Genomic DNA, 21,644 nt, shown 5'->3' on the forward strand with positions numbered 1-21,644 from the left:
GTTAATCTTCCTTAATTCTGTGGGGCTGCCGTCTAGAGGCTGCCGGCACTGGTGGTGGCCGCGGTGCTGGCCAGCTGCTCAGTCGCAACGGACACCAGTACGCCGTCGTAGAGCTTGAAGGAACCGGTCGCCGCCACCTGTTCCCCGGTCTCCAGGCCCTGCTCGATCACTACGCTGTCGCCCAGCACTGCGCCGGCCTGTACCCGCCGCTGGCGGGCGCGGCTGTTGCCGCCGGCGTCCTGTTCGATCACGAAGACGCGATCGCCCTCGGGTCCGCGACGCAGCGCGCTCACCGGCACGGTGACCGCCGGGCGGCTGGGGCCCACCGGTACCCGCACCTGCACCGAGGCACCCGGTGTGGGCGTGCTGTCCGCGCCACCGATCAGCGCGCGCACCGCGGCATTGCGGGTTTCCGGATCTACGCGGGCATCCAGGGCGACGATGGTGGCGCCGGCCGGCTGTGCGGTGGCGCCTGCGAGGATTTCCACCGGCTCCCCCTCGCGCAGCTGCGCCGCCACCTGTTGGGCCACAGTGAAATCCACATGCACGCCGTTACCCACGCCCTGCAGGGTGGTCAGCAGTGTGCCCTGGTCCAGGTACTGGCCCGGGTGCAGGTCGGCGATGCCGACCCGGGCGCGGAAGGGGGCGCGGATGGTCTTGCGCGCTATCACGGCCCGGGCGCGGCGGATGCCGGCCTGGGCGACATCCAGCTCGGCTTTGGCGCGATCCAGCTCATCCTGGGAAACGGCGCCGCTCTCGCGCAGCCGCGACAGGCGCCGGTAGACGGTGTCGGCCAGCTGGGCCTGGGCCTTGTTCGCCGCCAGCTCAGCCTCTTCCACCGACACATCGAGGGCCACCAGCACGGTGCCGGCCTCGACGATTTCACCGGGCGTCAGGTTCACGCGCTGCACCGTGCCCGGCAGTTCGTTGCGCAGGCTGACAGAGCGCAGGGCCAGCACTGTGCCGACGGCGGTGGTGGTCGGCCGCTGCTCGCGCGCTACTGCCGCCACCGCGGTGACTGTCTCCATCGGCTCCGGCTGGGAGGCGGAAGCCGCCGCAGCCTCTTTCACGGCGCTGTATTTCCAGGCACCGAGCAGGGCGCCAAAGCCGACGACGACGCTCAGCAGAGCCAGCGGCGCAATGCGCTTGTGACGGTTCATGACGAAACTCCTTCTTCACTTGAGGGGTGGGTGGCCCTTGACTCGGGTAGGGCTCTGCCGCAAAAATGTGACGATACCGTTCGGTAACATTTGAAATGTTACTGACCGGTAACTCTCTCGTCAACAGGGTCAAGCTATGTGCGCAGCAAAAAATAATGAAACCGCCGTCCCCGAAAGCCGCCGCTCGGCGCGGGACCGCATCTTCGAGGCGGCCAAGGATCTTTTCTACCGCCACGGTATCCGCGCGGTGGGTGTGGAGAGCATCGCCTGCGAGGCCGATGCCACCAAGATGACGCTCTATCGCAATTTCAATTCCAAGGACGAGCTGGTCGCGGCCTGCATGCGCGATCACGACCGCGATTTCTGGGCCTGGTGGGACAGTGTGCTGGCACCCCACACGGGGGATCCGCAGGCGCAGCTGATGGCGCTGATGGCGGCCTTCAGTCACCAGTGCGAAGAGCAGCCTCGTGGCTGCCCCATGCTCAATGCGGTGGTGGAGCTACAGGAGGAGGATCACCCCGGGCGCGCGGTGATAGTGCAGAACAAACTCCGGATTCGCGAGCGGCTGAGCGCCCTGTGCCGGGAAATAGAGGCGCACGACCCCGATACCCTGGCGGATGCGCTCTACCTGCTGATCGAGGGCGCCTATATCTCCCTGCTGGTCCTCAAAGGTAGCGACACGCCCGCCGAAGCCCTGCCGCGCATCGCCGAGACGTTGATTGCGGCGCATATTGAACAATAAAAAAGCCGGCACGGGGCCGGCGAGGGAAGCAGACGTCGAAAGGAGAGACGCGCATAAAACTGTTTAGGGCGAAGCGCCCCGGTGGACGAATGGCGGTGCTGGCACCGGGGCGCTTCTTAAACTTCTTAGCTGCTTTGTGGCAATCGTAGGGTGCGCCGTGCGCACCGGAAGATGTCGGTGCTTGCAGCGGGTTCGATCCGGTGCGCGCGGCGCACCCTACGGCTCTATCTATTTAACTCTTCTTCAGGTGCAGCACCCGCGCGCCGGCCAGTGGCAGCGTCAGCTTGTCGCCGTCGCGCTCGCCGGCGAAGAGCGGCGGGGTAATGTCTTCCGCATTGGCGAATTCCGCCGGAATGGCAAAATGCTCTTCGCTCCTGCCCAGGTTCAGGGCCACTAGATAACTTTCTTTTTCTGCGCGGCGGTAGAACACCAGCAGGTCGTTTTGCGTATCCACCACCTGCTGCTCCGCGGTGGCCAGGGCCGGCGACTGGTTCCTGTGCCAGTCGATCAAACTGCGGAACCGGTTCAGCATCGAGTGGGCATTTTCTTCCTGCACGCTGACGGCCTTGTGGTGGTGTTCCTCGGGTACCGGCAGCCACGGCTTCACCTTGGAGAAGCCGGCGTTGATCTCGCCGTGATTGAACCAGGGCATGGGGGTGCGGCAGCCGTCGCGGCCCTTGAATTCCGGCCATAAATTGATGCCGTAGGGGTCCACCAGGTCCTCGAAGGCGATGTCCGCCTCTTCCAGGCCCAGTTCCTCGCCCTGGTACAGGCAGACACTGCCGCGCAGGGTCAGTTGCATCAGCAGAAACAGCGGTGCGCGGGCCAGGGCCTGTTCACTGTCGAAGCCCTTGTTCCAGCGGGTGATGGAGCGGGGCACGTCGTGGTTACTGATAGACCAACAGGGCCAGCCCTGTTCGATCACCGCGCGGTTCTTTTCCAGGGTATTGCGCAGGAAGTCGGCGCTGCTCTCTTCGGTCAGCAGGTCGAAGGAGTAGGCCATGTTCAACCGCTCGCCGGTGGTGTACTCGGCCATGATCTTGTGGGTGTTGTCGTCGCCCACTTCACCCACGGTGATGGTGCCCGGGTACTGGTTCATCAGTTGGCGCACGCGCTGCAGGAAAACCAGGTTTTCCGGCTGGGATTTGTCGTGGATATGCCACTGGTACTGGTAGGTATTGACCGGCGCTTGCCCCTTATCGTCCAGCTCCAGCGGGCGCGGCGGGTTGTCGGCCAGTGACTGGTTGTGGAAGGCGTGATTGATGGCGTCCAGGCGGAAGCCGTCGACACCGCGGTCGAGCCAGAATTTCAGGTCTGCTAGCAGCTGTTCCTGTACCTCTGGATTGTGCAGATTCAGGTCCGGCTGTTCCTTGAGGAAGTTGGTCAGGTAGTGCTGGCGGCGACGGGTGCACCAGCGCCAGGCGCTGCCGCCGAAGTTGGACATCCAGTTGTTGGGCGCGCTGCCGTCCGCCTTGGGGTCGGCCCACACGTACCAGTCGGCCTTGGGATTGTCGCGGCTGGAGCGGCTCTCTTCGAACCAGGGGTGCTGGTCGGAGGAGTGGCTGAGAATCTGGTCGATGATGACCCGCAAGCCGCGTTGGTGCGCGGCTTCGATCAGGCGGTCGAAGTCCTCGAGGTTGCCGAAGATGGGATCCACATCGCGGTAGTCGGATACGTCGTAACCGAAGTCCGCCATCGGCGATTTGAAGAAGGGCGATATCCAGATGGCGTCCACGCCGAGGGACTGCACATAGTCGAGCTTGCGGGTGATGCCCGGCAAGTCGCCGATGCCGTCGCCGTTGGCATCGCAGAAGCTGCGCGGGTAGATCTGGTAGATAACGCCGTTGCGCCACCACTCCGTGGTGTTGTCGCTGTTGCCGCTCATAGGTTACTGCCTATTTCATTATTCGAGATTGCGGGCGGGCCCACTCCTGTAAGGATAGGGTGAGTATGGCGTCGCTGGTGGGGGGCTGCCTCCTCCCTGTGGAGGGGGGAGGGGGGAGGAATGGCAGGTTTGACGAATCCCCTTGCGGAGCCGAAGGCGTTACGAATGCCTGGAGCGGCCGTTGGCCGCAATCAAAACATGAAAGTGTCTGGAAGCATCCGGTCCTCCTCAGGGGCCTACAGGCGACTTGATCGCGGTGACCAGCTGGTCAGGTCTTTGATTCGCTCCAGACTCTCGGAGTTCCGGTTTCGCGGGCTTATTGATGAAATCGACTGCCAAGCGCCGAATACCGAAGCGGAACCGTGTGTTCATTGGCGATCGCGTTTCAGTTTCTGCTCTTCTAGTGAATGCACCGGTTCCTTGCAAGCCTCCCTTGCAGCATTGTATAACCGCCGTTTGAAAAATAGTCAGCGGGCGGCGTTTCTTTGTCCGTGCGTTGATAACGCGACAGGGAATTAAAAGCGCTTAATCGCAAGGAGGCGATATGTTGAAAGTGCATGTCTGGCTGCCTGAAGGCAATATGGTGGGGCACGCATCCCTTTCATATGGTGGCAACTACGTCAGTTTTTGGCCGGAAGACGGCGCAGGCAAGAAAGACCTGAAAATCAAGCGTAGTCATCCCGGACACTTCATGAAGGCGCTGGATGAAGATATTGCGTCCGAAGGCAATAGGCATCCGGTTACCATAACGATCCAACGTATAGATTCCGACAAGTTGGAGAGTTTTATTCTTGATCTGCAAAGGAAGAACCCGCGATATCAACTGGCGAGGTACAACTGTTCGCATGTCGTTGCGGAATGCCTGACAGTGGCGAGCGGGAAAGAACCAAGTTTTCGGCCGTCTGCTCATGAATATGGAAGACTTGGGGGAGTTTTGGGGCGCGGTATCTGGACGCCGAGTGAAGTGTTACGTTATGCCAAAGAGCTTTCTGTGGCTGGCCGGGAGATCGCGTGAACGTCTTATATAGTGATGAATATAATATCGATCTCGGATTGTTGAACTACCTGCACCCCTTTGATGGAGTTAAGTTCAAGAAAATCCATAGAGCGTTGGAAGGTAATGAGAAATTAGACTTCCTGAGCCCTGGCGCTCCCGTGGATATGGAAATTGTCGACGATTTCCTTTCCAGCATGATGAGAAGGAAGGTCAGGGACTCTGTTTTTGTATTCAGGGCTCTTGAAGTCCCGAAGATTCCTTTTGTCAGCTTCAAATTTTTGGATAAAAAAATACTCACCCCAATGCGCTGGGGCGTCGCCGGAACCATGCTGGGAGCGGAAAGGGCACTGAAATGCGGCGACATATACTGGAACCTCTCCGGCGGTTACCACCACGCCATGCCGCAAAATATGGAGGGTTTCTGTATCTACAACGATATCGGCATCTGCCGCCAGCAGCTTGTAAAGAGTGGCCTCCTGTCTCCAGAAGACAAAATCCTTGTCATCGATACCGATGCCCACCATGGAAACGGCAACGCCTACACCTTTATGGATAACGACCGGGTAACCCTGCTGGATGTGTACAACGCCGGTATCTACCCCACGTCCGGCTACACCCGCGACCGCGTCGATATCCCCGTTCCACTACCACCCGGCACCGAGGGGGTGGCCTACCTACAGCAATACGGCGAGGCCCTAGAGAAGCTGGCGGGCGACTACCGGTTGGCATTCGTCGTCGCCGGAACCGATGTCCTGACCAGCGACAAGCTGGGCGGTCTCTGCCTGACCACCGAAGATGTGGTTCAGCGTGAAAAGCTGACCGTTCAGGCGCTTAATAAGCGTTCAATTCCTTCTGTCATCCTTGGCGGAGGTGGCTATTCCCAAGATAGCGCCAACAGTGTGATAGCTGCAATCTCCGCCTGCGCCGAACTGCTCCCGTCCCCTCCCTCTGCCAGAGAAGCTCTGAGCCACTAGCTGTGCAAATCCACCAGGTCCGGCCGGTGCGCGCGGCGCACCCTACCGGAGTACCGATCTACGGCTGATCTTGCACCGAGCGCAGCATCTGCTCCGCCAGTGCAATCGCCTCCTGACGGTCCTTGACGTCCAGCTTCTGGTAGAGGCTGCGGATATGGGTCTTGATGGTGCTGGGGGCCACCTTGAAGTGGCGTGCGATGCGCTCGTTGGAGAGGCCCGAGTGGATGGCATTCAGCACCTGCCATTCCCGCGGGGTCAGCGGCGAGTGGCGCAGGAAATCCGGTACCGCATCGCTCTCCAGGATTTCCTTGATGATGGTCTCGTCCAGCTCAATGCGGATACCGCCGTCCAGTTCCGGCTGCTGCTGGGCCAGCTTGATCAACTCGCGCGCCCGGTCGGCCTCTGCCTCGCCCAGGGCGCTCTTCCCTTCTCCCGGCTCGAGGACGGCTTTCAATATTACGATCAGGGGTTTGCCGAGCTGCAGGAAGGAGGCACTGAAATCCCGCTCCACGGCGATGCCGAGCGCTTCGGTCATGGCGTTGACAGCGCCGTCGCGCCGCTCGCGCAGCCACAGCAGGTGCGCCTCCAGTACCAGGTTGCGCAGGCAGTCGGTCACCAGGCCGCAGTCGCGCGCCACCTGCTGCAGGCGGCTCAGCAGGCGATTGGCGTCGGACCAGCGGTGCAGCTCGATCAGCGCGCGCACATGGTTGCGGCCGTGGCACTGCTCGAAGTGATTGCTCGGCCTGTCCGCCACCGGCGCCGCCTGTTCCAGCCAGGCGTATATGGCCTGCTGATTGTCCAGGGCGCGCCAGGCGCGCATGCGCGCGGCGTCGGCATTGGCCACCCAGTCGCGGTGGTAGCGCTCACCGCTCAGCAGCCGGTCTATACGCGCCAGCCATTCCTGGGATTCCTCTTTCTCACCCCTGGCCTGGGCCACTTTCAGCAGCAGCGTGTACTCGGGCAGCAGCCAGCGCTCGCCCACCTTGCGATTGATCTGCATGCCGCGGCGGGCGGAAGCGGCGGCGGCGTCCAGGTCGCCCTTTTCCCACTCCAGCTGGCCGCGCAGGCGGCAGATGAATTCGGAGATGGGCAGGCCGGACAGGTGGTGCTCCTCGATCAGGCGCTGGGCGCGCGCCTGCAGCGCCGAGGCCTTCTTCAGCAGGCCCTGGGCGATGGCAATTTCGGTCTGCTGGCAGATGGCCCAGGCGGCGCTGGGGTAGTCCTGTTCGGCCATCGCCAGGGCCTCGACCTCCTGCATATGGGCGCTGGCCGGCGCCAGCTCGCCGAGGCAGAAGCCGGTCTCACCGACCACCAGCAGTGCGGCGATGCGCTCGCCGGGCTGGTCGTCGCGCAGCAGGCCCAGGGCCTCCTCGGCGTATTCCTTGGCCAGCAGTGTCTGGCCGCGGGCCACAGCGGCCTGGGCGCGGGCGGCGGCGAAGGCGCCCTCGTATTCGCGCCAGCGCTGCGGATCCTCGCGCTGCAGCCAGCTCTCGGCGGCGGCCAGTAGCCTGTCGCAGCGGTCGTGTTCGAAATTGTCGCGGGCCATCTTGGCCGCGATCAGGGTAAAGCGGGCGTTGCGCTGCAGTTCGTCGGGGCCCAGCCAGTCGAGGCAGTCGTTCAGTATGCGCGCCTGGCCCTCGCGCAGCAGCTGTTCGCCCTGTTCCGCCAGCAGCTGCCGCATGCGCTCGCGGTCCTCCGCCGCCAGCGCGTGGCGCAGTGCCTCCAGCGGCTGGCCCAGCTGCTGCCAGGTGTCGCAGGCGGCGCGGTGCAGTTGCAGCAGGCGCGAGTGGTCGGTGAGCTGGCGCTGCAGGAAGCGGGCAAACACCGGGTGATAGCGGAACCACTGGCGGCTGGAGTCCTGTGCCTGCAGGAAGAGGCCGCGCCGCGCCGCCAGTTCCAGCAGCTGCTGGCCGCCGTCGAGTCCGCTGAGCGTCTCCGCCAGCAGGGCGTTGACGCGGGTCAGTATCGAGGTGCAGGCGAGCAGTTCGCGCAGTTGCGGTTCCAGCCGCTCCAGCACCTCCTCGGCCAGATAGTCGAGGATATGGCTGTGGCCGCGCTCCAGTTCCGCCAGGTAGCGGTCCACCTCGTCGCGGTCGCGCACGGAGAGTGCGAACAGCTGCACCGCCGGGGGCCAGCCCTCGCTGAGCAGGTGCAGCTGCCCGGCGCGGTCGCTGTCCAGGTTGAAGGGCAGTCTCTGCTGCAGCAGCTGGGCGATTTCTTCCGTGTTGAGTGCCAGTTCCTCGCTGCCCAGCTCCAGCAGGCGTCCGGCCACGCGCAGGGAGGCCAGGCCCAGGGGCGGCTGGCTGCGGCTGGTCAGCACCACACCGATGCCGGCGGGGGCGTGGCGCAGCAGGAAGCGGGTGGCGTCGTGCACCGCTTCGTTGTCGATCTGGTGATAGTCGTCCAGCACTATGCGCAGTTCGCTGGGCAGGCCGCGCAGTTCCGCCAGCAGCTGGCTGATCACCAGGGTCGGGTCCGGGCGCTGCTGGGCGCCGAGCAGCTTGTGCATCTCTTTATGGGTTTCGGGCACGCCGTTGCCGGTGGCACGGTGCACACTCTCCACCAGGTAGCGGCAGAACTGGCCCGGTTCGTTGTCGCTGGCGTCCAGGGAGTACCAGGCCACCGGGGTGTCCTGGGCGACGGCCCAGGAGGAGACCAGGGTGGTCTTGCCATAGCCGGCTGGCGCCGTGACCAGCAACAGCTGGTCGCTGTGGCTGTCGTTCAGCAGTGACAACAGGCGCGGGCGCGCCAGTGTGTGCTCGGGGCAGTCCGGCAGGCTGTATTTGGAAGTCAGTAGCATCGCTGAATGCGGGTGTCTTGAATGATTGATTTTTGTACAGACGGCATTATGCACCATAAGAGTGGCGCGACGACAGGGCTGTGACATCCTCCCCTGAAGGGGCGTAGGGCGGCGCCTTCTTTGCAATTTTTCGACTAAATGTTAGTTTCGACGGATTCAGCGGTGCCATTTCACGATAATTACAGGCGTCGGGGCTATCCTTAACGCCGCACAGAAGAATAAAGAGGGGCGGAAAATGGCCGATATCGTAATCCTGGCGGCGCCGGGCATGGGGGCGGTGGACGAGCGCTTCGCCGATCCACTGTTCGCGGCCCTGCGCGAGGGGCTGGGCGACGACTGGTCGCGGCTGCACTGCGACACCATCCTGTGCCAGGCGCACCTGCAGACCAATATCGAGCGGGTGTTCGAGGGCATGCAGAAGCGCGATATGGATTTCCTGCGCGCGCGCAAGTTTATGCTCTACGGTATGGCCGAGACGGCCGCGCAGATGGGGGATATCCAGCAGCGCGGCGGCAACTACGAGAAGACCCAGCAGGCGATTTACTCGACGCTGGAGAAGGCCGCCAAGGCCGCCTCCGACAATGCGCCGGTGGTGCTGCTCAGTCACTCGGTGGGCTGCGTCAATCTCTCCAACTACCTGTGGGACGCCCAGCGCGCCAGTATCGGCTACGGCGTCTGGCGCGACGGCGGTCCCCGCGGCGTGCACAGGGGCTCCGGCCGCGATCTGTTCCTGCGCCTCAAGACCCTGAGCCACTGGTATACCCTCGGCGCCAGCAACCCCCTGTGGAGCGCCGGGTTGCCGCGGGACCAGATACAGGCGGTGACCTCCGATACCCGCGGCTACAACTTCCGCTGGAAGAACTTCTACCACCCGGACGATCTCTTCGGCTGGCCGCTGAAGCCCCTCTCCCCCTCGTACAACCAGGCGGTATACCGCGACTATGAGACGCGCCCGCTGTCGGACTGGAGCGCATCCAACTGGGGCCCGCAACTGGTGGCCCACGACGGTTACTGGAGCAATGCACTGGTGCATCAGCAGCTGCTGGAGGACCTGCGCGAGCTGCTGAGGAAGAACCGCGGACGCCGCCCGTTGGCCGGTGCGCGAACTCCGGCGGCGGCCACGGTATAATCGCGGCACATTTTCCGAAGGTTTGGTTTCGTCTATGTCGCTGCAATTTCACACAGTCCCGGTCACGCCTTTCCAGCAGAACTGCACCCTGCTCTGGTGTGAAGACAGCAAAAGGGCCGCGGTGGTGGACCCGGGTGGCGACCTGGACAGGATTCTCGCCGCGGTGGAAGAGCGCGGACTGAAGCTGGAGAAAATCCTGCTGACCCACGGCCACCTGGACCATGTGGGCGGCACGGCAGAGCTGTCCAAACAGCGGCAGCTGCCGGTGGAGGGGCCCCACGAGGACGACAATTTCTGGATAGAGCAGCTGCCGATGCAGACGCAGATGTTTGGCTTCCCACCGGTGGAATCCTTTACCCCGGACCGCTGGCTCAACCAGGGCGATACCGCCACCGTCGGTGACGAGTTGCTGGAAGTGCACCACTGTCCGGGCCACACCCCGGGCCATGTGATCTTCTTCCACCGCCCGAGCGGGCTGGCGCTGGTGGGCGATGTGCTCTTCGCCGGCTCCATCGGTCGCACGGATTTTCCCAAGGGCGACCACGACACCCTGATCCGCTCGATTACCGAAAAGCTCTGGCCGCTGGGCGACGAGGTGCGCTTTATTCCCGGTCACGGTCCCATGTCCACCTTCGGCCAGGAGCGGCAGACCAATCCGTTTGTCGCCGACAAGCGCTTTGGCTGATTTCGCCATGGCTACCGTTAAGCGCCTGCTGATACTGTTGCCGCTATTGCTGGCCGGCTGCGCGGTGGTTTCCGAGGAGGAGTGCCAGGCCGGTCTCTGGTACGAGCGCGGCCTGCAGGATGGCGCCCGCGGGCGCGGCCAGTCGCTCGTTTATGAAATCGCACAGAGGTGCCAGGAGTACGGTGCGCGGGTGGACAGCGAGGCCTGGCTGCGCGGCCACGAGGAGGGCGTGGAGCAATTCTGCACGCCGGAGAATGGCTACTACCAGGGGCGCCGCGGCAACAGTTACGAGGGTGTCTGCACCGGCCCCACCGCCGACCTGTTTATGGTCGAGTACCGGCGCGGCCTCGCGGATTTTCAGATGCAACAGGAATTCCGCCGCCTGGCCCAGCGCCACGATGATATCGAGCGCGAACTCTACGCGGTGAATGCCGCGCTGGCCGCTGCCGACGACGAGGAGAGTCGTCGCATCCTGCAATTCCGTCGCAGCGCGCTGCGGCGGGAGCTGAGCCTGCTGGACATGCAGCTGCACCGCTTCGGTTTCCTCGGTTTCGATTTCTTCTATTAAGCCGGGATTCATCCTCTGTCGTCATTCCGGCGCAGGCCGGAATCCAGGTGCCACAGAACTGGATGCGGGTACCGGATCAAGTCCGGTACAGGCTCTGCGCCGGCATGACGAGCACGGAATTTTTCAATCTGGAAGTAACCCCATGGCAATCTGGCATACAACCCCCACCCTGGAGCAACTGAACGAGAGCGCCGCCGGCTGTATGCCCGGCCATATCGGCCTGGAGATCACCGAGCTCGGTGACGACTACCTGGTGGGCACCCTGCCGGTGGATCGACGCACCCGCCAGCCGTTCGGCATACTGCACGGCGGCGCCAGCGTAGTGCTGGCGGAAACGCTCGGCTCCATCGGCGCCAACCTGGCGGTGGATACGGCAAAATTCTACTGCGTCGGCCAGGAGATCAACGCCAATCACCTGCGCCCGGTGGCCGAGGGCGAAGTCACCGGCACCGCCAGGCCAGTGCATATCGGCCGTAGCAGCCAGGTGTGGGAAATCCGCATTACCGATCCCAATGGCAAGCTGAACTGCATTTCCCGCATCACCATGGCGGTGGTGGCCCACGGCGGCCAATGAACCAGCCACAGCAGTTCGTCTACGAAAATATTCCCTATCGCCTGGTGCGCTCGCGCCGGCGCAAGCGGTTGGGGCTGGTGCTGGCGGCGTCCGGTGTCGAGGTGCGCATTCCCGAGCGCTGTGCGGCGCGCCACGGTCACCAGTTCCTGCAGGAAAATATCGAGTGGGTGCGCGCGCAGTTGCTGCGCGCCGATGAGCGGGCCGCACAGGTGCCCGTGTACCGCTACAGGTTTGGCGAATCCTTTCCCTGGCTGGGGCGACGGCTGCCGCTGCAGCGCGCGCAGCGCTCCGGTGACAGCGGTATCGATGAAGCAATCAATCTCTACTCCCGCTCCCGCGATCCGGATGAAAGCCAGCTGCAGACAGCCCTGCAGCGGATCTACCAGCGCGAGGCGCTGGCACTGCTGACGGAAAAATCGCAGCGGCTGGCAGAAAAACTCGAACTGGATGTATCGTCGGTGCGCGTGCGCCGCACCAGGAGCAAGTGGGGTCACTGCAGCATTCGCGGCGAACTGCAGTACAACTGGCTGGTGTGCCTGGCGCCGGAACCGGTGGTGGATTACCTGGTGGCCCACGAAGTCTGCCACCTGAGACATCACAACCACAGCCGCGCTTTCTGGCTGCTGGTGGAAAGCGTCTGCCCTCGCTACAGAGAGCTGCGGCGCTGGTTACGGGATAACGGTCACAGATTGGTGGTCTGACGCTATTAATTTCGTAGGGTGCGCCGTGCGGTGGCATTCCGTTTTACTCTCGAATTTTTTCTAAGAATTTATGGCCAGTAAGCCCCGTTTCTTTTCTCCGAAAAAACAACCGAAAAAGCCGCTGCCCGCGCGGGCCGAGGCCGTCGTGGAAAGATTCAGCCACGATATGCGCGGCCTGGCCCGCGTCGCCGGCAAGACGGTTTTTATCGACAATGCGCTGCCCGGCGAGACGGTAAAATTCCAGTACAGCGCGCGGCGCTCGCGCTTCGACGAGGGTGCGGTGGTGGAAATACTGCAGCCATCCCCACAGCGCTGCCAGCCCCGCTGCCCCCATGTGGATCTGTGCGGCGGCTGTTCGGTGCAGCACCTGCAGCCCGCAGCGCAGATAGTGGAAAAGCAGAAAATCCTGCTGGACCAGCTGGCCCGCTTCGGCGGTATCGAAGTGCCGGAAATACTGCCGCCGCTGGTGGCCGAGCCCTTCGGCTACCGGCGCAAGGGACGTATCGGCATCCGCCTGGTAAAAACACCAGCGGGAAAGAAGGAGCTGGTCTTCGGTTTCCGCGAAAAACGCTCCAATGACCTGACCGATATCGACGAGTGCCATGTGCTGCACCCGGCTGTCGCCGCGCAGATACCGCGCCTGAAACAGCTGGTCCGCGACAGCGACGGCCGCGCGCACTTTTCCCAGCTGGAGGTGGCGGTCGGCGAGGACGCCGCGGCGGTGGTGCTGCGCCACCTGAAACCGCTATCGGACGCGGACCTGTCCCGCTGGCTGGCGTTCGCACAAGAGACGGGAATCCACCTGTACCTGCAGCCGGGCGACGCGGCCAGCGCGCACAGGATCTGGCCCGAGGGCGGTGACGAATTTCTCAGCTATCAGCTGCCGGAATTCGACCTGACTCTGCGCTTCCACCCGCTGGACTTCGTGCAGGTGAATTTCGACATCAACCGGCAGATGGTCTCGCAGGCGATAGCACTGCTGGATCCGCAGCCCGGCGGGCGGGTGCTGGATCTCTTCTGCGGCCTCGGCAATTTCACCCTGCCGCTGGCGCGCCGCACCGGCGAGGTGGTGGGGGTGGAGGGTGAGGGGGCGCTCACTCAGCGGGGGATGGACAACGCGCTCCTGAACAGTCTGGAAAACGTGAGCTTTTGTGCTGCCGACCTGACCCGGGATATCGACACCCATCCCTGGGCCGCCGGTGGCTTCGACAGGATACTGCTGGACCCGCCGCGCAGTGGTGCCCTGGAAGTGGTGCGCCAGCTTGCGCGCTTCAGGGCGGAGAAGATCGTCTACGTATCCTGCAACCCGGCCACCCTGGCGCGGGATGCAGGCGAACTGCAAGGGCTCGGCTACCGCCTGAGCAAAGCCGGGGTCATGGACATGTTCCCGCACACGGACCATGTCGAATCCATGGCGCTGTTTGAGCGCGTCAAAAAGTGATTGCTCCGTTCGCCGAATGAATTTTGTGAACCATTGAAGTGCACAAGGTTGGCGCCCGGTCGTTGGTGCCCCCGGGAATCTGGCGTAAACTGCGTTGCAATTCCCTTCAAAAGTCCGGAAAAGTGAGTCCATGCAAGTCGAGCCCCTGAGTGACAATTTCGAAGACAACTGCGCGCGTTTCCTGCCGGAGAGCGCCGAGCAGGGCTGTGTCTGGGCGCTGGAGGGGGACGAGGGCTTCGCCCTGTGCGAATCGGAAAAATACCCGCAGACGGAAGTGATGCCCTTCTGGTCCCAGCGGGAGTTTGCCGAAGTCCACGCCGACGGCGACTGGGGTGATTACAAGGTCGTAGCCATCGACCTGGAAGAGTTTATGGACGACTGGCTGACCGGTATGCACGACGATGTGCTGCTGGTGGGTATCAACTGGAACGGCGAGCTGGAAGGCATTGAGCTGGAGCCGCTGGACCTGCTCGAGCAACTGGAGCAGGAGCTGCAGTGAGCCCGAGCTAAAACGATAACAACGGGAGCCTGAATGGGACAGTTTCTCGGTCCGCAAACAGTAATCTACGGCGTTACCGATATCGCCGAGGCAAGGGCCTGGTACACGCAGCTGCTGGAGCAGGAACCCTATTTCGATGCCGAGTGCTACGTGGGTTTCAATGTCGGCGGCTACGAGCTGGGCCTGAACCCGGATGCGCGCAGTGTCACCAGTCGCGCCGACGGCGTCATTGCCTACTGGGGCGTGCGCGATATCGCCGCCCAGGTGGAGCGCCTCAACGCCCTGGGTGCACGCCAGCACAGTGAGATCGTCGACGTGGGAGAGGGTGTACTCATGGCCAGTTTCCTCGATCCCTACGGCAATATTTTCGGCATCATCGAGAACCCGCATTTCAAACAGCAGCAAGCGGAGCAGTCCCCGTGAGCAAACCACCGGCATCCAGGTTCCGCCCCTCAGACCAGACTTTCGCCGCCGAGAGCCTGGCGCAGATTGGCCGCGGCTATGTGGTGCCGGACCGGGTGGCACTGGTTACCGGCTGCTCCAGCGGCATAGGTCGCGAGCTGGCCCTGGCCCTGCACCGTCGCGGCACCATCGTCATTGCCACCGCGCGCCGCCCGGAGAGCCTGCAGGAACTGGCGGACCTGGGTATCGCCACCGAGGCCCTGGACGTCAATTCCCAGGCCGATATCAACCGGGTGGTGCACGCCCTCAAGGCCGCCTACGGGCGCCTGGATATCCTGATCAACAACGCCGGCTTCGGGCAGATGGGCCCGCTGCTGGAGCTGGACACCCGCGCCCTGGAAAACCAGTTCCGCACCAACGTGTTTGCCCCCATGGCGCTGATCCGCGCCTGCGCGCCGCTGATGAAATCCGAGCGCCGCGGCATAGTGTGCAATATCGGCTCTGTCTCCGGCGTTATGCCGACTCCCTTCTCCGGCGCCTACTGCGCCTCCAAGGCGGCGCTGCACACCTTGTCGGAAGTGCTGCGCCTGGAGCTGAGACCCTTCGGCATCCGTGTCATGACAGTACAGCCGGGCGCCATAGCGTCCGAGTTCGGCCGCCACGCCGAGGTCTCCCTGCGCGGCCTGCTGGCGCCGGATTCCTGGTACAAGCGCCAGGAAGAGGCGGTGCGCGCCCGCGCCCAGGAGTCGCAGCAGAATGCGACACTGGCCAGTGTGATGGCGCGCAGGTTGGTGAAAGAACTGCTGAAGCGGCGGCCGCCGACGATAGTGCGTATCGGCAACAAGAGCCGCCTGCTGCCGTGGATGGCGCGCTGGCTGCCGCGAAGATTCCGGGACTGGATAATGGCGCGGCGTTTCAAGTTGCGGCGGATGAGAATGGTGAATGCGGAATGAGGAATAAACTGACCCGCCTAGGCCTCATTGATTCGCATCACCCCTGACGCTCACCCTTCGGGCGCCTTCGGCTGTGCAAATCTGCTCCAGGCAGATTTGTCCGCATTCATCATTTCGCATTCCGCATTTCCGTAAGCCAGTCCGCGACTTCGGCAAAACTGCCGCTGAACAGTAGCTCCCCCTCGCGCTTCTGCATCAGGTAGTCGTAGGTCCCGTCGTAATACTCCGTCAGCAGCGTCATCACCACCGGGATATAGGCATCGGCACTGCCGCGCTGTGCCAATTCGCGGTTGGCGGCCTGCAGTTGTTCATCCAGCTGCCTGTGACGCAGGCCGCCGAGGCGTTTCCGGATTTTGCCCAGGTTGCCGCGCAGCTCCTCGCCCAGTGCCTCGGCCGGATCCCGGTCCGAGTCGGCGAAGCGCGGCAGTGCCTCGGCCACATAGTCGCGCACAATCCGTCGCGCCCGCGCCTCTACCGGCTCCTGCACCAGCACGCGCGGCGCCGACTTTATGGTTTCCAGCAGTACCGGCGGCAGGGCGCAGCGGCCGATAAGGCGGCTCTCGTCTTCGATAAAGGCCGCCCCCGGCTGCTGCGACAGCTTCAGCAGGTCGATACTGACGCTGTTCTCGAAGTCGATCTGGGCCGGCTGCGGTTGGCCGATGCGGCCGAAGCTGGAGCCACGGTGGCGGGCTATGCCCTCCAGGTCGACGGCGCGTGGCGCCTGGTGGATCAGTTCCGTCTTGCCGCAGCCGGTGTGGCCGGCAATGACTATCAGCGGCAGCCCTGCGCACTGGCGATCCAGCGAATCCAACAAAAAATTGCGCATGGCCTTGTAGCCACCCTCCACCAGTGGGTAGTCGATACCCTCGTCGCGCAGTAGTTGCTGGGTGGTGCGGGACCTCAGGCCGCCGCGGAAACAGTAGAGGTAGCCATCGGGATGGCGGCGCACGAAGTCGCTCCATGCCGCCAGGCGCGCGGCGCGCACTTCGGGGGTCGCCAGGCGCCAGCCCAGAGCTATGGCCGCCTGCTGGCCGGCGCGTTTGTACTCTGTACCCACCTGTTCGCGCTGGCGGTCGTCGAGCAGCGGCAGGTTCTCCGCCTGTGGAAAGGCACCGCGGGCAAATTCCACCGGTGCGCGCGCGTCCAGCAACGGATAATCGTTGAGGAAGAGTTTCTCGTAGTCGGCGGTGTTCTGGCGCAAATCTTGTCTCCGGAATTTATGCGCAGTGTAACCTGAATAGTCAGCAGTGGATTATTCCGCTGGCGCCGATCCCTGGGGCACCGCTATCTATGACTGTCGATCAGTTGACCATTCTTCTCATCCTCGCCGTCACGGTGGTGCTGTTTATCTGGGGCCCCTGGCGGCACGATATGGTGGCGCTGGCGTCGCTGCTGGCCTGTGTCTTTACCGGTCTGATCAAACCGGAGGACGCCTTCAACGGATTCGGGCACCCCGCGGTGGTGACCGTTGCCTGCGTGCTGATCCTGAGTCGCGGTCTGCAGAATACCGGCGCCATGGATGCGCTGGCACAGCGGGTGGTACCCAAATCCGGCAATATCGGCCTGTCCATATTTGCACTGACCGGCCTCGGGGCACTGATGTCCGGTTTTATGAACAATGTCGGCGCCCTGGCCCTGTTGATGCCGGTGGCTTCCGATGTGGCGGAAAAGCACCAGTTGCCGCCGGGCAAGATCCTGATGCCGCTGTCGTTCGGCACCATCCTCGGCGGTATGACCACACTGATCGGCACGCCCCCGAACCTGATCGTATCCGGCTTCCGCGCAAGTGCCGGTGCCGGCAGCTACGGCATGTTTGACTTCACCCCGGTGGGGCTGATCGTGGCTCTGGTGGGGGTGCTGTTTGTCACACTGATCGGCTGGCGCCTGGTGCCGGCGCGCACCCAGGCCGGCGCTGCCACTTTCGATACAGGCACCTACCTGACCGAGGCATTGGTGGAAGAGAAGAGCGCCGCCGCCGGCAAGAGCCTGCGCGAGATAGCGCAGATGCTGGAGAACGAGGATGCGCAGGTGGTGGGCGTGGTACACAACGACGCGCGCGTATCCCCGGCCACGCCCTGGCACCGGGTAAACAGCGGCGACATACTGGTGCTCGAGGCCGAGCCTGAGGCCCTGTCTGCAGCTATCTCCAACTTGGGACTGAAACTGGCGGGGGAGCCGGACAAAGAAAAGGAGAAGGAAAAAGAGGAGAGCAAGAGCGAGAGCAGTGGCAAGCCCAATGGGGAGAAGAAGGAGAAGGATTCCCCAGAGGTAAAGGAAAAGGACCGGGAAAAGCCCACTGGTGAACGCGCCGATGTACAGCTGCGCGAGCTGGTGGTGATGCCGGATTCGGCCCTGGTCGGGCGCACGGCGCAGTTCCTGCGCCTGCCGGCGCGCTACCAGATCAACCTGCTGGCGCTGTCGCGGCAGGGCCGGCGCTCGGTGCGCCGCCTGCGCTCCACGCCCCTGCTGGCCGGCGATGCCCTGCTGATGATGGGCACGGACGACAACCTGAATACCTTCGCCTACGAGCAGGGTTGCGTGCCCCTGGCGCAGCGTGCCATCACCATCCCCAACAAGGAAAAAGCGGTGATAGCGCTGGTGGCCATGGCGATTGCGGTGGGCGGTGCCGCCTTCGGTCTGTTGCCGGCGGCCATATCCTTTGCCGCCTGCGCGCTGGCGTTTATGGCCCTCAAGGTGGTGCCGCTGCGGGGTATGTACGAGGCGATAGATGGAGCGGTGATAGTGCTGCTGGGCACGCTGATTTCGGTGGCGGAGGTGATGGAATCCACCGGTGCCGCGGACCTGATCGCCCAGGGGCTGCTCGATAACCTGGCCCAGGGCAGTCCGGTGATTGCGCTGGCGCTGATACTGATTATCACCATGACCCTGTCGGACTTTATGAATAACGCCGCCACCGCCGCGGTCATGTGCTCCATCGCACTCTCCGCTGCGGCCCAGTTGGGAGTCAATCCGGACAGCTTCCTGATGGCGGTGGCCATAGGCGCCTCCTGCGCCTTCCTGACCCCGGTGGGCCACCAGAACAACACCCTGATTCTAGGCCCCGGCGGCTTCGAGTTCGGCGACTACTGGCAGATGGGCCTGCCGCTGGAGATTCTGGTGGTAGTGGTGGGTATTCCCACGCTGCTGTGGATCTGGCCGCTCTGATAAGTGGCTGGCAGTTGCTATTGCTTTGGGGCCGAAGGCGCCGTGAATACCCGGAGTGGCAGGGGCGGCCGTTGGCTGTGGTCGATCTGGCAGTTAATCCACAGAGCTGATTCAGAGGCTCTTTAAATCGGCGCCGTGGCGGCAGGGCCTTAGCCCTCGGTTCCGGTGTTCTTCCCCGAGTCCCGATTCAGGCAATAGAATCGTCCACCGGCTGCGCCAGCTCCGCCAGGTACTTGCCGCAGAAGCGCAGCGCATCGGTGACCGTGACTATGCCGGCCAGTTCCCCCTCGCGCATTACCAGCACAGAGCCGATACCGGTATCCGCCATCGCCAGCAGTATCTTGTCCAGTGGGTCGTGGATATCGGCGATATAGGGGCGGCGGGCGCAGAGATCGTGGACATACAACTGCTGCTCCTCCAGCCGGTGCCCAGGCGCGCTGGCCCTTTCGATATCGCCGCGGGATATGACCGTTTCCAGATCGCCGTCGCGGGTGACCGGCAGGTGGTGCACCCGGTGCTCTTCCATCAGTGCCAGCGCCTCCTCGACGGTGGCATTGATTTCGATATGGTAGGGAAAGGGGGTCATCAGCGCTGCCAGGGTCGGGATATGATGAATATCGCGGTTCTTGGACATGGAACTTAATTCACCTGTGATGGGTCATAAAATAGTCACTCGGCGCCCCCGATAACCGTTGCATATGCGGTTGGCGGCAGGCTCCGGTAAATATAGACAATTAGATGCTTTTAGCAGTTGATATTTGTCGGCGAAGGCTTATTATTCGCCGCCTTGGTCGAGTATATATACGAAGTCCCGGAACAGATCCGGGCTGCCCGGCAGTTCTCGGCTATTCTAGCTTTCAGAGCCCGCCGTATAGATCCCGCGCCCGCTACCGTGCGCCATACGGCTATTCGCGTTGATATATCGGTTTAATTACCAGTGTATCGAAACTAACACCGCCATCTCTGTATCCGTGGTTTATGGTGTTATTTAACAGTGTTAACTGGTCCGATTTCCGGGACGCTGTGGCCAATATCGCCACGATAATATTTCCGTATTACTAATAACCGCCGTCGAGGTTTATTGAATGTTTCAAGAGTATGACCAGATTGAACAGCAGATTGCCGAGCACCAGGCAAAGATCGAAGAACTGCAGGAGCAGATGGCCCGCGCCGAGCGCAAAAAAGAGGGCGTAATTGCCTTCGATAAGGCGCTGGTCAACCTGGCAGCCGAATACCAGATGGAAGAGGAAGAGCTGTTCGTCGCCCGCGGCCAGCAGATTGTCGACTGGCTGGTGGGCCAGCTGAATGACGAAAGTGCGCCGGAATTTGTCCAGTCCCTGAAGGCGCGCGTGGCGCGCTCGCTGAAGAAAGAGGGCGAGACCCCGCGTCGCACCCGCCGCGCCGCGGCCAGCAAGTCCAGCGAACCAAAACTGGACACCGGCCACTACCGCAACCCCTATACCGGTGCCACCGTGGAAAAGAAAAAGCGCAATCCGAAGCCGTTGAGCCAGTGGATTGAAGAGCACGGTCTGGAAACCGTAAAAGAGTGGAAAATCTGATTCTGCTCTGATCCTTTACTCGGCACCGGATTTTCCGGTGTCGGGATTGCTTCCTTCCTTCCATTTTCCGTTCCCCGATCCCTTTATCCCTTTGCATATCGAACTGGTGCGCCCGCTATCAGGCTGCTAAATTGGTCGATCTGTTTCTATTGGGAGAGTCACCGGTGATGCTGCGTATTGTTACTATTGTATTTGCATTTCTCGTCGGTGCGCCCTGGGTAATCGCACAGGCGGGGATAGAAGAGAAACCGCAGCAGGTTATCTACCTGGTGCGCCACGCGGAAAAGGTCAGCGGCACGGATGATCGCAATCCTCCGCTGACGGAGTCCGGGCGGGCGCGTGCGCAGCATCTGGCTTATGTATTGGGCGAAGCGGGAATCGAAAAAATCTACTCTTCCGATTATGCGCGCACTCGGCAGACGGCTGAACCCCTGGCAGACAAACTGAATTTGCAGGTGGAGTCGTATGATCCGCGTGCGCTGGGGGAGTTAGCGCAGCAGTTGCGGCAGATCAGTGGCCGCACCCTGGTGGTCGGCCACAGCAACACCACACCGCAGCTGGTCGAGCTGCTCGGCGGCGAGAGCGGTGCGCCCATCGAGGAAAAAAGTGAATACGATCGACTGTATATAGTCATTCGCGATCGCGGGCGCGTTACCACGCTGCTGCAGCGATTTGGCCCTAATGCGCCAACAACTCGCGCACAAACTCCGTAACAGTTTCCGAGGCCGGGCCGTAGCGGTGTTCGGCAAAGGCATCGCCGACACTGCTGCGCTCCAGGTTCAGCTCCACACTGTGCGCGCCGGCACTATTGGCGCACTCGACAAAGCCCGCCGCCGGGTAGACGTTGCCGGAGGTGCCGATGCTGACAAACAGGTCGCAGTCGCTGAGTGCAGTGTAGATGCGCTCCATCTCCAGCGGCATTTCCCCGAACCAGACTACATGTGGGCGCAGTGTGCCGCTGCGCTGGCAGCATTCGCATACGGCTTCCGCGCTCAGGTCATCGCGGATGGGAGAGAGGTCGCCACTGATACTGCAGCGGGCCTTTAACAATTCGCCGTGCATATGGATCAGCCTGCGATTGCCGGCGCGCTCGTGCAGGTCATCGATATTCTGGGTCACCAGCAGGAATTCACCGGGGAATTCTTTTTCCAGTTGGGCCAGCGCCAGGTGGGCGGCATTGGGGGCGATTTCCCCTGACAAAAGCTGGTGGCGGCGCGCATTGTAGAAGCGCTGCACCAGGTGCGGATCTCGCTCGAAAGCCTCGGGTGTGGCGACATCCTCGAGGCGGTGGTTTTCCCACAGGCCGTCGGCACCGCGGAAAGTGCGGATACCGGACTCGGCGGAAATGCCGGCGCCGGTGAGTATGACGATGCGGTGGTATTTCATTGGATAAAGTTTGGGTGGCGATTT

Annotated in this window: 21 protein-coding genes; 15 read left to right on the forward strand and 6 right to left on the reverse strand. The window is 62.6% G+C overall.

Features of this window, described 5'->3' with window-relative positions:
• Positions 1–32: 32 nt before the first annotated feature.
• Positions 33–1,160, reverse strand: a complete 1,128-nt coding sequence (locus IG627_RS01445) for an efflux RND transporter periplasmic adaptor subunit (protein WP_193189347.1) — start codon at positions 1,158–1,160, stop codon at positions 33–35.
• Positions 1,161–1,296: 136 nt separating this feature from the next.
• Here IG627_RS01445 and IG627_RS01450 point away from each other — a divergent pair, with 136 nt between their 5' ends.
• Complete coding sequence (locus tag IG627_RS01450; RefSeq protein WP_193189348.1) at positions 1,297–1,902, forward strand: TetR/AcrR family transcriptional regulator; 606 nt, start codon at positions 1,297–1,299, stop codon at positions 1,900–1,902.
• A gap of 232 nt (positions 1,903–2,134) precedes the next feature.
• On the opposite strand, the gene IG627_RS01455 is transcribed toward IG627_RS01450, so the two are convergent.
• Entirely contained in the window at positions 2,135–3,787 is a 1,653-nt protein-coding gene (locus tag IG627_RS01455; protein ID WP_193189349.1) for an alpha-amylase family glycosyl hydrolase, read from the reverse strand.
• A 544-nt stretch (positions 3,788–4,331) separates the two neighbouring features.
• On the opposite strand from IG627_RS01455, the gene IG627_RS01460 reads away from it, so the two are divergent.
• Both IG627_RS01460 and IG627_RS01465 read left to right on the forward strand, forming a co-directional pair.
• Positions 4,332–4,802 carry a hypothetical protein gene (locus IG627_RS01460; RefSeq protein WP_226864591.1) on the forward strand — a complete coding sequence of 157 codons (471 nt, stop codon included), beginning with the start codon at positions 4,332–4,334 and terminating at the stop codon, positions 4,800–4,802.
• The gene (locus IG627_RS01465) at positions 4,799–5,758 is read left to right on the forward strand and encodes a histone deacetylase family protein (protein WP_193189350.1); all 960 of its coding nucleotides are present in this window, start codon (positions 4,799–4,801) and stop codon (positions 5,756–5,758) included. The genes IG627_RS01460 and IG627_RS01465 overlap by 4 nt, the downstream gene beginning before the upstream one ends.
• Positions 5,759–5,816: 58 nt before the next feature.
• Here the strand turns inward: IG627_RS01465 and malT are convergent, their stop codons facing one another.
• Entirely contained in the window at positions 5,817–8,558 is a 2,742-nt protein-coding gene (gene malT, locus IG627_RS01470; protein ID WP_193189351.1) for an HTH-type transcriptional regulator MalT, read from the reverse strand.
• A 235-nt stretch (positions 8,559–8,793) separates the two neighbouring features.
• On the opposite strand from malT, the gene IG627_RS01475 reads away from it, so the two are divergent.
• The 9 genes from IG627_RS01475 (at position 8,794) to IG627_RS01515 (ending at position 15,510) form a co-directional block, all read left to right on the forward strand.
• Positions 8,794–9,687, forward strand: coding sequence for a hypothetical protein (locus tag IG627_RS01475; protein WP_193189352.1), 894 nt, complete (start codon positions 8,794–8,796; stop codon positions 9,685–9,687).
• A 34-nt stretch (positions 9,688–9,721) separates the two neighbouring features.
• Complete coding sequence (locus IG627_RS01480; RefSeq protein ID WP_319024464.1) at positions 9,722–10,372, forward strand: MBL fold metallo-hydrolase; 651 nt, start codon at positions 9,722–9,724, stop codon at positions 10,370–10,372.
• 7 nt (positions 10,373–10,379) lie between these two features.
• Positions 10,380–10,940 (forward strand): DUF2799 domain-containing protein, encoded by a 561-nt coding sequence (locus IG627_RS01485; RefSeq protein WP_193189353.1) that lies wholly within the window; start codon positions 10,380–10,382, stop codon positions 10,938–10,940.
• Between the two features lie 142 nt (positions 10,941–11,082).
• Positions 11,083–11,514, forward strand: coding sequence for a hotdog fold thioesterase (locus tag IG627_RS01490; protein ID WP_193189354.1), 432 nt, complete (start codon positions 11,083–11,085; stop codon positions 11,512–11,514).
• On the forward strand, positions 11,511–12,215 hold the full coding sequence (locus tag IG627_RS01495; protein WP_193189355.1) for a M48 family metallopeptidase: 705 nt from the start codon (positions 11,511–11,513) through the stop codon (positions 12,213–12,215). Before IG627_RS01490 ends, IG627_RS01495 begins: the two co-directional genes overlap by 4 nt.
• Before the next feature lie 70 nt (positions 12,216–12,285).
• Positions 12,286–13,656 carry a 23S rRNA (uracil(1939)-C(5))-methyltransferase RlmD gene (gene rlmD, locus IG627_RS01500; protein WP_193189356.1) on the forward strand — a complete coding sequence of 457 codons (1,371 nt, stop codon included), beginning with the start codon at positions 12,286–12,288 and terminating at the stop codon, positions 13,654–13,656.
• Between the two features lie 130 nt (positions 13,657–13,786).
• A complete protein-coding gene (locus IG627_RS01505; RefSeq protein WP_193189357.1) occupies positions 13,787–14,155 on the forward strand; it encodes a DUF2750 domain-containing protein in 369 nt (122 codons plus the stop codon).
• Between the two features lie 33 nt (positions 14,156–14,188).
• Positions 14,189–14,578: a VOC family protein gene (locus IG627_RS01510; RefSeq protein WP_193189358.1), complete on the forward strand. Its 390-nt coding sequence runs from the start codon at positions 14,189–14,191 to the stop codon at positions 14,576–14,578.
• Complete coding sequence (locus IG627_RS01515) at positions 14,575–15,510, forward strand: SDR family oxidoreductase (protein ID WP_193189359.1); 936 nt, start codon at positions 14,575–14,577, stop codon at positions 15,508–15,510. The genes IG627_RS01510 and IG627_RS01515 overlap by 4 nt, the downstream gene beginning before the upstream one ends.
• A gap of 109 nt (positions 15,511–15,619) precedes the next feature.
• Here the strand turns inward: IG627_RS01515 and mnmH are convergent, their stop codons facing one another.
• Positions 15,620–16,711, reverse strand: coding sequence for a tRNA 2-selenouridine(34) synthase MnmH (gene mnmH, locus IG627_RS01520; RefSeq protein ID WP_193189360.1), 1,092 nt, complete (start codon positions 16,709–16,711; stop codon positions 15,620–15,622).
• 89 nt (positions 16,712–16,800) lie between these two features.
• Here mnmH and IG627_RS01525 point away from each other — a divergent pair, with 89 nt between their 5' ends.
• Positions 16,801–18,675: an SLC13 family permease gene (locus tag IG627_RS01525; RefSeq protein ID WP_193189361.1), complete on the forward strand. Its 1,875-nt coding sequence runs from the start codon at positions 16,801–16,803 to the stop codon at positions 18,673–18,675.
• A gap of 187 nt (positions 18,676–18,862) precedes the next feature.
• On the opposite strand, the gene IG627_RS01530 is transcribed toward IG627_RS01525, so the two are convergent.
• Complete coding sequence (locus IG627_RS01530) at positions 18,863–19,309, reverse strand: CBS domain-containing protein (protein ID WP_226864592.1); 447 nt, start codon at positions 19,307–19,309, stop codon at positions 18,863–18,865.
• A gap of 451 nt (positions 19,310–19,760) precedes the next feature.
• Here IG627_RS01530 and IG627_RS01535 point away from each other — a divergent pair, with 451 nt between their 5' ends.
• Positions 19,761–20,234 (forward strand): hypothetical protein, encoded by a 474-nt coding sequence (locus IG627_RS01535; RefSeq protein WP_193189362.1) that lies wholly within the window; start codon positions 19,761–19,763, stop codon positions 20,232–20,234.
• 167 nt (positions 20,235–20,401) lie between these two features.
• On the forward strand, positions 20,402–20,947 hold the full coding sequence (locus tag IG627_RS01540) for a SixA phosphatase family protein (RefSeq protein WP_193189363.1): 546 nt from the start codon (positions 20,402–20,404) through the stop codon (positions 20,945–20,947).
• Here IG627_RS01540 and cobB read toward each other — a convergent pair.
• Positions 20,913–21,620, reverse strand: a complete 708-nt coding sequence (cobB, locus tag IG627_RS01545; RefSeq protein ID WP_193189364.1) for a Sir2 family NAD+-dependent deacetylase — start codon at positions 21,618–21,620, stop codon at positions 20,913–20,915. The genes IG627_RS01540 and cobB overlap by 35 nt on opposite strands.
• Positions 21,621–21,644 lie beyond the last annotated feature (24 nt).

Origin of the sequence: Microbulbifer taiwanensis, from assembly GCF_014904815.1 — a bacterium.
GTDB lineage: Bacteria > Pseudomonadota > Gammaproteobacteria > Pseudomonadales > Cellvibrionaceae > Microbulbifer > Microbulbifer taiwanensis.

What these genes read in the sequence shown, in the direction of transcription:
- rlmD (WP_193189356.1), top strand. Translation starts at nt 12,286, where the DNA reads ATGGCCAGTAAGCCCCGTTTCTTTTCTCCGAAAAAACAACCGAAAAAG.
- IG627_RS01525 (WP_193189361.1), top strand. Translation starts at nt 16,801, where the DNA reads ATGACTGTCGATCAGTTGACCATTCTTCTCATCCTCGCCGTCACGGTG.
- IG627_RS01460 (WP_226864591.1), top strand. Translation starts at nt 4,332, where the DNA reads ATGTTGAAAGTGCATGTCTGGCTGCCTGAAGGCAATATGGTGGGGCAC.
- cobB (WP_193189364.1), bottom strand. Translation starts at nt 21,620, where the DNA reads ATGAAATACCACCGCATCGTCATACTCACCGGCGCCGGCATTTCCGCC.
- IG627_RS01505 (WP_193189357.1), top strand. Translation starts at nt 13,787, where the DNA reads ATGCAAGTCGAGCCCCTGAGTGACAATTTCGAAGACAACTGCGCGCGT.
- IG627_RS01475 (WP_193189352.1), top strand. Translation starts at nt 8,794, where the DNA reads ATGGCCGATATCGTAATCCTGGCGGCGCCGGGCATGGGGGCGGTGGAC.
- IG627_RS01510 (WP_193189358.1), top strand. Translation starts at nt 14,189, where the DNA reads ATGGGACAGTTTCTCGGTCCGCAAACAGTAATCTACGGCGTTACCGAT.
- IG627_RS01530 (WP_226864592.1), bottom strand. Translation starts at nt 19,309, where the DNA reads ATGTCCAAGAACCGCGATATTCATCATATCCCGACCCTGGCAGCGCTG.
- IG627_RS01480 (WP_319024464.1), top strand. Translation starts at nt 9,722, where the DNA reads ATGTCGCTGCAATTTCACACAGTCCCGGTCACGCCTTTCCAGCAGAAC.
- malT (WP_193189351.1), bottom strand. Translation starts at nt 8,558, where the DNA reads ATGCTACTGACTTCCAAATACAGCCTGCCGGACTGCCCCGAGCACACA.
- IG627_RS01455 (WP_193189349.1), bottom strand. Translation starts at nt 3,787, where the DNA reads ATGAGCGGCAACAGCGACAACACCACGGAGTGGTGGCGCAACGGCGTT.
- IG627_RS01490 (WP_193189354.1), top strand. Translation starts at nt 11,083, where the DNA reads ATGGCAATCTGGCATACAACCCCCACCCTGGAGCAACTGAACGAGAGC.
- IG627_RS01495 (WP_193189355.1), top strand. Translation starts at nt 11,511, where the DNA reads ATGAACCAGCCACAGCAGTTCGTCTACGAAAATATTCCCTATCGCCTG.
- IG627_RS01535 (WP_193189362.1), top strand. Translation starts at nt 19,761, where the DNA reads ATGTTTCAAGAGTATGACCAGATTGAACAGCAGATTGCCGAGCACCAG.
- IG627_RS01540 (WP_193189363.1), top strand. Translation starts at nt 20,402, where the DNA reads ATGCTGCGTATTGTTACTATTGTATTTGCATTTCTCGTCGGTGCGCCC.
- IG627_RS01445 (WP_193189347.1), bottom strand. Translation starts at nt 1,160, where the DNA reads ATGAACCGTCACAAGCGCATTGCGCCGCTGGCTCTGCTGAGCGTCGTC.
- IG627_RS01450 (WP_193189348.1), top strand. Translation starts at nt 1,297, where the DNA reads ATGTGCGCAGCAAAAAATAATGAAACCGCCGTCCCCGAAAGCCGCCGC.
- IG627_RS01485 (WP_193189353.1), top strand. Translation starts at nt 10,380, where the DNA reads ATGGCTACCGTTAAGCGCCTGCTGATACTGTTGCCGCTATTGCTGGCC.